The sequence below is a fragment of the Salmonella sp. SSDFZ69 genome (genome assembly GCF_004010755.1).
GTDB classification, from domain to species: domain Bacteria; phylum Pseudomonadota; class Gammaproteobacteria; order Enterobacterales; family Enterobacteriaceae; genus Salmonella; species Salmonella enterica.
Map to the genome: position 1 here is coordinate 3,216,181 of NZ_CP034831.1, position 11,246 is coordinate 3,227,426.

Here is an 11,246-nt window from a genome sequence, read left to right on the forward strand (position 1 = left end):
CATACCCGCCAGTGATGTGGTTATTGACACACTATCACAGGGTGTTAGTATTTGGCAATCAAGACGTTTAGATGTCTAAATATAATAACAGCGGTGAGAAGACCCTAAGGACAACACAACATGAACCACACTGAAATCCGCGTCGTTACCGGCCCGGCGAATTATTTTTCCCATGCCGGAAGCCTCGGAAGACTGACAGACTTTTTCACGCCGGAACAGCTTTCCCACGCCGTTTGGGTGTACGGCGAACGCGCGATTGCCGCCGCCCGGCCTTACCTGCCGGAAGCGTTTGAACGTGCTGGCGCAAAACATCTGCAGTTTACCGGCCATTGTAGCGAACGCCATGTTGCCCAACTGGCGCACGCCTGCAACGACGATCGTCAGGTGGTGATAGGCGTCGGCGGCGGCGCGCTGCTCGATACCGCTAAAGCGCTCGCCCGCCGTCTGGCGCTGCCGTTTGTCGCTATCCCGACCATCGCAGCGACCTGCGCCGCCTGGACACCGCTTTCCGTCTGGTATAACGATGCGGGACAGGCGTTACAGTTCGAAATTTTTGATGATGCCAATTTTCTGGTGCTGGTCGAACCGCGCATTATTCTGCAGGCGCCCGATGACTATCTGTTAGCTGGCATTGGCGATACGCTGGCGAAATGGTATGAAGCCGTTGTGCTTGCGCCGCAGCCTGAAACGTTACCTTTGACCGTAAGACTGGGCATTAACAGCGCGTGCGCTATTCGCGATCTCCTGCTGGACAGCAGCGAACAAGCATTAGCGGATAAACAGCAGCGTCGGCTGACCCAGGCATTTTGCGACGTGGTGGATGCGATTATCGCTGGCGGCGGTATGGTCGGCGGCCTCGGGGAACGCTATACCCGTGTCGCCGCCGCCCATGCGGTACACAACGGTCTGACCGTTCTGCCGCAAACGGAAAAATTCCTGCACGGAACGAAAGTAGCTTATGGCATTCTGGTGCAAAGCGCGCTACTGGGACAAGATGACGTGCTGGCGCAATTGATTACAGCGTACCGGCGATTTCATCTGCCGACCCGGCTTAGCGAACTGGACGTGGATATTCATAACACCGCCGAGATCGATAGGGTCATCGCGCATACCCTGCGCCCGGTCGAATCCATCCACTATTTACCGGTGACGTTAACGCCAGACACCCTGCGTGCGGCGTTTGAAAAAGTTGAATTTTTCAGAATATAGCCTGGTGACGTTGCGTTTATCAGGCCTGGCAACCCTCAGCAGCAACGCGCGCCGCCTTTTCCACCATAGCGCGCATCCTGCCGCTCGCGGAAAAATTCTTCATAGGTCATCGGCGTCTGATCCGGATGCGTTATGCGCATATGTTCCACATAGTTGTCGTAGTCTGGCACGCCAATCATCATTTTTGCGGCCTGTCCCAGATATTTTCCGGCTTTCGAAAGCGTATCGAACATCGTTGTCACCTGTCATCCAAATGCCCTCTCCTTATTCTGGAGAGGGCTATTGATGTAAAAAGATTAGTGCGCGCCTTTCGCCTGCGTCACGATCTCATCCACATTTTCCGGCATCGGCTCATACGGCGTTTCATTCGCCGTCGGTTTATCAATCTTCAGAGCGGCCAGCGCCGTCTTAATAGAGAAGACCGCCAGCACCACGACCACCACCATAAAGAAGATGGTTAGCCCGGCATCCAGACGGTTATTGAATACCAATTGCGCGAGCTGCGATTCGGTGTACTGCGGCGGAATATTGCCGCTGTCGATCATCGCCTGGAACTTATTGGCAATGGCCAGGAAGCCGATTTTCGCATCCGGACTAAACGCTTTCTGCCAGCCCGCCGTCAGCGTACAAATCAGCAGCCAGGCCGTTGGCACCAGCGCGACCCACGCATAACGCTGACGCTTCATTTTGAACAGTACCACGGCGCAAAGCATCAGCGCCATACCCGCCAGCATCTGGTTGGCGATGCCAAACAGCGGCCACAGGGTGTTAATACCGCCCAACGGATCGACCACGCCCTGATGGAGGAAATACCCCCACGCCAGCACGCACAATGCCGTAGCAAGCAGGTTCGCTGGCAGCGAATCGGTACGTTTCAGCCCTGGCGACACTACGCCCAACAAATCCTGCAACATAAAGCGCGCCGCACGGGTACCCGCATCCACCGCCGTCAGAATAAACAGCGCTTCAAACAGAATGGCGAAGTGATACCAGAACGCCACATCCATCATGCCGCCCAACGCGCCATGTAAAATGTAGGCCATCCCTACCGCCAGCGTTGGCGCACCGCCTGCGCGGGAGATAATGGATTGTTCGCCGACTTCATTGGCAATCTGGTGTAACGTATCCGGCGTGATAGCGAAACCCCAACTACTGACCACCTGCGCGGCAGAAGCCACAACATCCGCTGTCCCCGCTGGCGCCAGTACCGCCATCGGGCTATTCATCGCAAAGTAAACGCCCGGATCGATAATACAGGCGGAGACCAGCGCCATAATGGCGACGAAAGATTCCATTAACATCCCGCCGTAGCCGATAAAGCAGGCCTGGCCTTCGTTGGCCAACATCTTCGGCGTCGTGCCGGAGGAGATGAGCGCATGGAAACCGGATACCGCGCCGCAGGCGATGGTAATAAACAGGAACGGGAACAGGTCGCCCGTCCAGACCGGTCCGGTACCATCAACAAATTTGGTCAGCGCCGGCATAGTCAGCGTCGGACGCATGATCAGAATCCCGACCGCCAGACCGACAATCGTACCAATTTTCAGGAAGGTAGAGAGGTAATCACGCGGCGCGAGCAGCAGCCAGACCGGCAGTACCGCCGCGACAAAACCATAACCCACCAGCATCCAGGTAAGCTGCACGCCAGTAAAATCAAAGTACGGCGCCCAGGTTGGGCTTGCCGCCACCCATCCGCCGGAAATAATAGCGAAAATAAGAAATACCAGCCCAATGACCGACACCTCGCCGATGCGCCCCGGACGCAGATAACGCAGGTAGATACCCATAAAAATCGCCAGTGGAATAGTGAACGCGACAGTGTACGTTCCCCACGGGCTATGGGTCAGCGCTTTCACCACGATCATCGCCAGGACGGCCAGAATGATCACCATGATCATAAAGCAGGCTACCAGCGCGATCACCCCTGCCGTCGCGCCCATCTCCTCTTTAACCAGCTCGCCAAGCGAACGCCCATCGCGCCGGGTCGAGACGAACAGCACCATAAAGTCCTGCACCGCTCCCGCCAGCACGACGCCCGCCAACAGCCAGATCATCCCCGGCAGATAGCCCATCTGCGCCGCCAGTACCGGCCCGACCAGCGGACCTGCGCCAGCAATGGCCGCAAAATGGTGACCAAAAAGCACTTTCTTATCGGTCGGGACATAATCCAGACCATCATTATGACGTACCGCGGGCGTCATACGCGTTGGGTCAACCGCCAGCACTTTTTTGGCGATATAGAGCCCATAAAAACGATACGCAATTAGATAGACACAGACCGACGCCACCACGATCCATAGCGCGTTGATCTGTTCCCCACGATTTAACGCAATATAGCCCAGGGCAAACGCACCCAATACTGAGAGCGCTGTCCAGACGAGGTATTTCCCTGATTTATTCATAGTTGTTGTCCGTTTGGGTGTTCCAGAGAGATGTTACATTTTGTTTCTATAACACCTTTACCGTAATTAACAACACAACAACATGATAAAACCGTATCGTTACCCATTTTTTACATTACAGTGTTAACCAGATCACTTCCTTTCTTCGTTAATGCTGCAATTGCATTTTACTTTGCCAGAACTATCCCATTACCGCCGTTCCCAGGCGACAGGTGCAGCAGCGCCTCCCCTGCTCGTCAAAGAGCGTAATTTCCCAGCTTTGATTCTGCCGCCCCAGATGCAGCGGCAGGCAAACGCCGCGTACTTTCCCCTGCGAGACGGCGCGGTGGTGGGTGGCGTTTAACTCGGTCCCGACCACGCACTGCCCGTCGCGGGTCATCAGATAACCCGCCATTGATCCTAACGTCTCCGCCAGCGCTGCCGATGCGCCGCCGTGTAGCAGACCAAACGGTTGATGAGTGCGGGCATCGACAGGCATTTCCGCCTCCAGCACGTCATCGCCCAGACGGGTGTAAACAATGCCCAGATGCGCCACCAGCGTGTTCTGACTGGTAGCGTTCAATTCATCCAGCGTTAAATGCCGTTTCCAGATCATCGTCAGGCTCCCAATGTTGAACCGCCGTCCACCACGATATCCTGCAAGGTAATGTGGCTGGCCAGATCGGAGGCAAGAAACAAAATGGTATTGGCTATCTCCTGCGGACGGGCGATTTTACCGAGCGGTATGCCGAGCTTAAACTGTTCGCCGAAACCGCGAATACGCTGCTGTTCGGCATCTTCACTTACCCATAACGTGCGCTGCATATCGGTGTCGGTCGAACCGGGCGACACCACATTACAGCGCACCCCACAGCCCGCCAGCTCCAGCCCTACGGTTAGCGCCAGGCTTTTCAGCGCCGCTTTAGAGGCGCCGTAGGCGCTCATACCGATGCGCGGCGTATGCGCCGCATCTGAGGCTACGGTGACAATCGCCCCTCCCTGCTGACGGCGAAACTGCGCCATCGTCTGGGAAAACAGGTTAAATGCCCCGCCCACATTGACCGCAAATGTCTGCTGCCAGTCGTCAACGCTAAACGCATCGGTCGCTCCCATACGCAAAATACCGGCGGCGTTGACCAGCACATCCAGCCGCGGCGTTTTTTGCAACACACGCTGGCACACCTGCGCAACCTGCCCGGCATCCGCCACATCCATGACTTCGGTAGCAAAGGGATAATTCTCTTGCGTAAATTCGCGATCGAAGCCGATCACCCGCGCCCCGGCGTCAACAAACGCCAGCGCCGTCGCGTAACCGATCCCTTTCCCCGCCCCGGTCACCCATACCGTTTTGTCTGAAAAATCAATACAGGCCATTACCCTACCTCGCGAGAAAGCAGCGCCCACCAGGCGTCAATGGTCGGATTTTTCGCCAGCATCACGAAGTCGATATCGCCGTGTACTTTACGCCAGCGCGCCGCCAGCCCCATCATGCGTACTGAATCCAGGCCATAATCAATCAGGTTTTCATCATCCAGCGGCTCGTCAGTCTCATCCAGCAACGGCAGAATCAACGCCCGCAGCGCCGCTTTACTGGCAGGAACCGGCGTCGGCAGCAGCGATTCAGTCATGACGACGCGACCTGAACGCCCCGCCACATAGTTCAGCGCCATCAGATGCTCTTCCCGGCTGAAATCCGCCAGCGCATCCGCCACCATAAACGGCTTAATGTCGCGCATAAACGCATCGGTAGCGGTGGTCATACAGCCAATATGCGCATACACGCCGGTAATGATGAGCTGATTGCGTCCGGTATCTTTTAACATCTGTTCCAGCGGCGAGCGGTGAAACGCGCTATAGCGCCACTTCACCAGCACCGTATCCGCCTCATCCGGCGTTAAGGCTTCTACCACCTTCTGCTGTTCCGGAGAGCGCGTCAGTCCCGGTCCCCACATATCATTGAGTAACGCGCGATCTTCATCGCTTTGCTCTTTCGGCTGAGCGGTGTAATAGACCGGGATATGATGTTCCTTACAGTACTGGCGCAGAGCGGCGATATTGGCAATTACCTGGTCCATCATTGGGCAGTTGCGGCCCCAAAAGCTGACAAAGTAATCCTGCATATCGTGGATGAGCAGCGCCGCGCGCTCCGGCTCAAATGCCCAGTTCACTTTGTTGGTCGGGATATCCAGTGCGGTGGGCAGCGCGTAAGACTGTAGTTTTGGAATGGCCATCTCTCTTTCTCCTTCAGAGCGGTGAACGTGACGCCAACCGCTGGCGTAATTGTTTTTTATCGACTTTACCAACCGGCGTCAGCGGCAGTGACGCAACGCACTCCACGCGATCCGGTAATTTAAATTCCGCCACGCCCTGCTCTCGCAGGAAACGGCGTACCTGTACCGCTCGCAGCGGCTCTTTTACCACCAGATATGCGCAACTTTTTTCCCCCAGCAGTTCATCTTCCATGCTGACCAGCGCCGCATGGATCACCGCCGGGTGGCGCAGTAACAGGTTTTCTATCTCTTCGGCGGCTATCTTCTCGCCGCCCCGATTGATCTGATCTTTTTCACGCCCGTGAACGGTGATGTAGCCGTCTTGATCAATGGAGATCAGATCGCCGGAACAGTAAAAACCGTTGGCGTCAAAGGCGCTGGCATTGTGTTGCGGACTGTTGAAATAGCCGCGAAAAGTATAGGGGCCGCGCGTCATCAGACGACCAATCTCGCCCGGCGGCAGTGGATTCCCGTCAGCATCCGCCACCCACACTTCGTCGTCCGGACACATGGGTCTTCCCTGGGTATTGATAATCCGTTCCGGACTATCGTCCAGCCGGGTATAGTTCACTAACCCTTCCGCCATGCCGAAGACCTGCTGCAACTGACAGCCAATTTCAGCCGGAATACGGGCGGCCAGCGTCGCAGAAAGCCGCGCGCCGCCGACCTGCAATAACCTTAATGACGCCAGCGGCGCATTGCCGCCCCACTCCTGGATAGCCTGTAGCCATAGACTGACCGCGGGCGGCACCAGCGCCGTGGCATTAATCTGGTGTTTTTCGATCAGCGGGAAACAGAGCGTGGCGCTGGGATCGGTCGCCAGCACTACCGTTCCTTTGGCGAGAAAAACGCCCAGCGCGCCCGGCGAACTCATGGCGTAGTTATGCGCGGCGGGAATCGCGCACAGAAAACGCGTCTCCTCGTTGAAACCGCAAATCTCATTGCTGCGGCGCACGCTGTAGTAATAGTCGTTATGGGTACGGGGAATAAGCTTTGGCGTGCCGGTAGTACCGCCGGAAAGCTGAAAGTAGGCCACTTCGTCAGCAGGTGATGGCGTGGCGGTGAAATCTTCCGCCGCCTGCCGCATCGCCGCGTCCAGGCTGTGATCGCCGTCGTCGTTGCGCAATAACACCACCCGCACAGAGCGGTGTTCAGCCACAAACGTGTTGAGAAAGTCCTCCCCGGCGAACAGCGTATGTTGGCGATCGGCAATCACCAGCGTCGGCGCGATCTGCATCGCATAGGCGTTAAGTTCGGTACGTTGATGGCTAAACAGCGCCAGAACGGGCGCTACGCCAAGCTTCAACAGGGCGAAAAAGGTGATATACAGTTCCGGTACATTCCCCAGTTGCACCAGAGCGGTTTCGCCAGGTTTGATGCCCTGACGGCGTAAACTGCAGGCCAGATTATCCGCGGCCTGGTTGAGCTGGCGATAGCTGAATGCGCGCTCGCCTTCAATGACCGCCGTCTTGTCGCTGTCAGCGTGGCGGGTCAGAATATCGGTCAACGGCACGTCTTGCCAGTAGCCTTTTTCACGATAACGGCGGGCAAATTCATCCGGCCAACGGGTGAAAGGTATACGCATCATCGTTCCTTAATGCAGTCCAAAAACGTTCAACATCGTAGAGAGCTTGACGCCGGTTTCCCGCCACTCTCCGACTGGCGAAGAGGCAGGGACAATCCCGGCGCCGGCGAACAGGCGCACCTGATTACCGTGCAATTTCGCGCAACGAATCGTTACTACCCACTCGCCGTTTCCTTCGGCGTCGCACCAGCCGACAATGCCGCCAAACAGTTCACGATCGAACGGTTCCAGTTCAGCAATCAGCTTTTTCGCGACCTGATGGGGGAAACCGCTTAACGCAGGCGTTGGATGCAGCAGACAGGCCAGCGTCAGCGCGTTTTCTCCGGCGTTGGCCTTGCCCTCAAACGGCGTACCGAGATGCCATAGCGTCGGCGTGGTGATCAACTGCGGAGAGGAAGGTAATTGCAGTTCCGTGCTGCGATCGCGCAGGATCTGCTTCATCGCCTGCGTCACCAGCTCATGTTCATGGCGATCTTTTTGTGAAGCCAGCAGTCGGTTTCCCGCCTCGCGATCCAGAACGTCATCCGGCTGCCGGCGTGCCGAGCCTGCTAACGGCAGCGAACTAAACCGCTCGCCCTCTTTGCGTAGCAGCAATTCGGGGCTGGCGCCCAGCAGAACGCCGCCATCCGCCAGTGGCACATGGAAGTTGTAACTAACTGGATTCTGCGCAACCAGCCGCTCCAGCAATGCTCCGCTATCCACCGCCACATCAGTGGTGATATCTATTAACCGGGAAAGCACCACTTTATCGACGTCTGGCGTGGCGGTCAGCATAGCCGCACGTGCGACCATCGCTTCAAAAGCATCCTGCTCCGGAATCGCCTTTCGCGCCGTCACCGTCAGCGGCTGATGGGCAGTAAAATAACGCGCCGTGCGCTGCTTTTGCTGGCGGGAAAAGGACTGCCACGCCATCGGGATAAATAGCGACGACGGCTGACGGGTATCAAAGGGGATCGCCCCCACCAGGATAGGGTTGGCGATGCCCTGCGATTTGGCCTCGGCAAACTGCTGGCGCAATTTCTGCTGGAAAGGGCTATCCGGCGAATCTCCGGCAACCGCAGGCTCGGTATAACGGGCGAAGCACCCGGAAGTGGTAAAACTGCGATACGGCGACATGAAGAAAAAGCGATCGGGAGCAAGCGTTGCCATTGTCTCCTGAGCGTCCTCGGCCAGTGACATATCCATATCATCCTCCAATGATAAAGGCTTATATACACTTCATCTTTCAAGCTGCCTCTTTGTTGGCTGCGCTCAGAAACCCCGGTCACACAGTTATCTATGCTCGCGGGGATTTCTTCCCTTGCCGTCGCGATGCTTCTTGAATGATTTTGTGTATAATAATGATTATTATTTCTATTTTTAGTGCGCTAACCTAAGAGTAAAACGTCGCTCTGTCAACTCTGGTCATGAGTTAAATGGCACTAAGGCTTGCATCTCGCTGCCGCCGATATGAAAATGAGAAGCATTAACTTTATTAATAACAGGACGCTATTGTGAGACTCCCCGCCTTTTATCGTTGGCTGCTTTTAGTGGTTGGTTTATCAATTTCAGGAATATCCTTAGCCCAGGACGCCGGTTGGCCCCGGCAACTCCAGGACAGCCGCGGCGTTCATACTCTGGACCACAAACCCGCGCGTATCGTCTCTACTAGCGTGACGTTGACAGGCTCGCTGCTGGCGATTGATGCGCCCGTCGTCGCCAGCGGAGCCACTACGCCGAATAACCGCTTTGCCGACGATCAAGGGTTTATGCGCCAGTGGAGCGACGTAGCAAAGGCTCGCCATGTCGCCCGGCTGTATATCGGCGAACCGAATGCCGAAACGGTCGCCGCGCAAATGCCGGATCTCATTTTGATTAGCGCCACCGGCGGCGACTCCGCGCTGGCGCTTTACGATCAGCTCTCCGCTATCGCGCCGACGCTCGTCATCAATTATGACGATAAAAGCTGGCAGAGTTTGCTCACGCAGCTTGGCGAGATCACCGGTCAGGAGAAACAGGCCGCCGCGCGAATAGCGGAATTTGAGGCGCAACTGACGACGGTTAAACAGCGAATCGCCCTGCCGCCGCAGCCGGTTAGCGCGCTGGTGTATACCCCTGCCGCGCATAGCGCCAATCTGTGGACGCCAGAATCAGCACAAGGCAAGCTATTGACGCAGTTAGGCTTTACGCTGGCGACATTGCCCCGAGGGCTGCAAACCAGCAAAAGCCAGGGTAAGCGCCACGATATCATTCAGCTTGGCGGTGAAAATCTGGCCGCCGGGTTAAACGGCGAATCTCTTTTCCTGTTTGCCGGCGACAACAAAGATGTCGCGGCCCTTTACGCCAATCCGCTGCTGGCGCACCTGCCAGCGGTGCAAAATAAGCGCGTCTATGCCCTTGGTACGGAGACGTTCCGTCTGGATTATTACAGCGCAACGTTGTTGCTTAACCGGCTGGCCGCCCTGTTTTAGCCTTATCGGAGTCTTATCCGACTGACCAGACCGATTTTGTCAGTCGGATAAACGCCTCTTTATCAGCCAGCATCGCTAACCGGCGGCGTCTGGCGAAAACGACGTAGCTCGCCCAGCACTAACAGCAGCAGCAAACCAATAATCACCAGCCCGAATCCACTCACGCTCGCGGAAGCGACCGGCGTCATCATTGCGCCAAGACCGCCTAACAGCGCCGCGCCGATAGCGTCTCCCGTGACGTTTTGCGCGGTCCACAGGCCGTTCATTCGCCCCAGCATATTTTCCGGCGTCTGGGTTTGCAGCAGGGTGTATTGTAATAACGAACTGATGGCGCTAAGCCAGCCAAACAGCGCCAGACAGATAACACCTGCGATCCAGACCGGCATGATGGCGAACAGCCCCACCGCCAGAAAAGAACCGACTGTCGAAACCAGCATAATGAGCCCCGGACGAACGCTATGCGCCAGTTGTCCGCTGGTCAGCGCGCCAATGGCCGCCCCCAGCGGAATTGCCGCATACAGTAAACCGATTTGCGCCGCCGACATCTGCCAGCTCATCGCCAGCGCCGGATAGAGGACGCGTACCGCGCTTGCCATCGTCACCAGACCGCCAAGCAGCGCAATACCGCCGATAAGCGGACTGGCGAGCAAAAAACGAAATGCCGCCAGTAACGCGATAAAAGGATTTTCCCGCGGCTGCGGAGGAACAGGCAGTCGCGGCAGCGTCAGTAACGGCAATAGCGTAATAAACGTCCCGACGGCCGCCAGCCCATAGTTCCAGGCTACGCCGCCGCTGGCAAGCAATATGCCCCCCAACATCGGCGAAATAACCGATCCCAGACGTACCGTCAGCATGGTAATCGCGCCGGCCTGCATCAGATTTTCTCTTCCGACCAGCGCTGGCGTCGCCGCCAGTAACGCGGTCACGCCCAAAGACGCGAAAAAGCCGTCCCACAGGCCAAGGAGATATATCGCCAGCAATGACGGTTCCGGCAGCAGCGCGTTCACGCACAGGCCAATAAAGCCAATACCGCAAGTACCGCGCGCCAGCAGAATCACCTTTTTACGTTCGTAGCGATCGGCCAGCACACCGCCCACCATTAAGCCAATAAACATGGCGCCGCCGGTTAACGTTACCGACAGCCCTACCTGCCAGGTGGAGTGCGTCATCATTTGGATCTGTACCGGAACCGCCACGCCAAGCAGCCCCAGCGAGACAATAGAGATAAAACGGGCCAGAAATACTGCGCGAAATGCAGGGTGCGTCTTCAACAGGCTGAGATTGAGCAGCCAGGATTGTCGATTCATTACAACGCCTTAATGCGAGTTTTTTTAAATATCCATTCAATGGC

Annotated in this window: 10 protein-coding genes; 2 read left to right on the forward strand and 8 right to left on the reverse strand. The window is 56.6% G+C overall.

Annotated features, from left to right (window positions below; translation table 11 throughout):
* Positions 1-120: 120 nt before the first annotated feature.
* On the forward strand, positions 121-1,209 hold the full coding sequence (locus EOS98_RS16115) for an oxidoreductase (protein WP_080091139.1): 1,089 nt from the start codon (positions 121-123) through the stop codon (positions 1,207-1,209).
* Positions 1,210-1,244: 35 nt separating this feature from the next.
* Here the strand turns inward: EOS98_RS16115 and EOS98_RS16120 are convergent, their stop codons facing one another.
* The 7 genes from EOS98_RS16120 to entC form a co-directional block, all read right to left on the reverse strand.
* Entirely contained in the window at positions 1,245-1,442 is a 198-nt protein-coding gene (locus EOS98_RS16120) for a YbdD/YjiX family protein (protein WP_000460619.1), read from the reverse strand.
* A 63-nt stretch (positions 1,443-1,505) separates the two neighbouring features.
* The gene (gene cstA, locus EOS98_RS16125) at positions 1,506-3,611 is read right to left on the reverse strand and encodes a pyruvate/proton symporter CstA (RefSeq protein ID WP_001043108.1); all 2,106 of its coding nucleotides are present in this window, start codon (positions 3,609-3,611) and stop codon (positions 1,506-1,508) included.
* 181 nt (positions 3,612-3,792) lie between these two features.
* On the reverse strand, positions 3,793-4,206 hold the full coding sequence (gene entH / locus EOS98_RS16130; protein WP_000637966.1) for a proofreading thioesterase EntH: 414 nt from the start codon (positions 4,204-4,206) through the stop codon (positions 3,793-3,795).
* 2 nt (positions 4,207-4,208) lie between these two features.
* Positions 4,209-4,964, reverse strand: a complete 756-nt coding sequence (gene entA, locus EOS98_RS16135; RefSeq protein WP_126524206.1) for a 2,3-dihydro-2,3-dihydroxybenzoate dehydrogenase EntA — start codon at positions 4,962-4,964, stop codon at positions 4,209-4,211.
* Positions 4,964-5,821 (reverse strand): isochorismatase, encoded by an 858-nt coding sequence (locus tag EOS98_RS16140; protein WP_001577997.1) that lies wholly within the window; start codon positions 5,819-5,821, stop codon positions 4,964-4,966. The genes entA and EOS98_RS16140 overlap by 1 nt, the downstream gene beginning before the upstream one ends.
* A 13-nt stretch (positions 5,822-5,834) precedes the next feature.
* Entirely contained in the window at positions 5,835-7,445 is a 1,611-nt protein-coding gene (gene entE / locus EOS98_RS16145) for a (2,3-dihydroxybenzoyl)adenylate synthase EntE (RefSeq protein WP_001222447.1), read from the reverse strand.
* A gap of 9 nt (positions 7,446-7,454) precedes the next feature.
* Positions 7,455-8,630, reverse strand: coding sequence for an isochorismate synthase EntC (entC, locus tag EOS98_RS16150; RefSeq protein WP_023231632.1), 1,176 nt, complete (start codon positions 8,628-8,630; stop codon positions 7,455-7,457).
* A gap of 308 nt (positions 8,631-8,938) precedes the next feature.
* On the opposite strand from entC, the gene fepB reads away from it, so the two are divergent.
* Positions 8,939-9,895, forward strand: a complete 957-nt coding sequence (gene fepB / locus EOS98_RS16155) for a Fe2+-enterobactin ABC transporter substrate-binding protein (RefSeq protein WP_114047293.1) — start codon at positions 8,939-8,941, stop codon at positions 9,893-9,895.
* Between the two features lie 62 nt (positions 9,896-9,957).
* On the opposite strand, the gene entS is transcribed toward fepB, so the two are convergent.
* Positions 9,958-11,202, reverse strand: coding sequence for an enterobactin transporter EntS (entS, locus tag EOS98_RS16160; RefSeq protein WP_001081666.1), 1,245 nt, complete (start codon positions 11,200-11,202; stop codon positions 9,958-9,960).
* Positions 11,203-11,246 lie beyond the last annotated feature (44 nt).